Source organism: Agrobacterium sp. MCAB5 (assembly GCF_052114365.1).
GTDB classification, from domain to species: Bacteria; Pseudomonadota; Alphaproteobacteria; order Rhizobiales; family Rhizobiaceae; genus Agrobacterium; species Agrobacterium tumefaciens.
This window is the reverse complement of record NZ_JBFREP010000287.1, coordinates 1-425: the sequence shown is the minus strand read 5'-3', so window position 1 is coordinate 425 and position 425 is coordinate 1. Positions and strand designations below refer to the sequence as shown.

Sequence of the window (425 nt, the reverse complement as noted above, 5' to 3'; positions counted from 1 at the left end):
GCCAAAGCCCGCCGACTGCGCTCTGATGCCGTGCCGCGCTATAATTTCGTCGATCTGCTTCCGGAGGTAGCTACCGAGCTCGAAGAGGCGGTCGTAGACGCCGGGCTTTGACAACTCTTGAATGGTGGCTTTCACGGCGGCCAGAGAAGACGGTGTTCCATTGAAGGTGCCACCCATAAACACGGCTCCGTCGCCAGTTCTCCCGACACGTTCCATGATGTCCCTGCTGCCGGCAACAAGACCAATCGGGTAGCCGCTAGTGGCTGCCTTGCCAAAGGTGGCGAGGTCGGGGGTGATGCCGACGATCGACTGGTAGCCGCCAAGCGCGTGCCGGAACCCCGTAATAACTTCGTCGAATATCAGTACAACGCCGTTTTCGCTCGTTATCCTGCGCAGGTCCTGTAGGAACTGGTTCTGTGCAATGA

The 425-nt window shown here is 58.8% G+C and carries 1 protein-coding gene; it reads right to left on the bottom strand.

The window, feature by feature from the left end; all coding sequences use genetic code 11:
- The coding region (locus AB4Z23_RS28660) for an aminotransferase class III-fold pyridoxal phosphate-dependent enzyme (RefSeq protein WP_441361332.1) at positions 1–425 on the bottom strand (425 nt) is incomplete at both ends.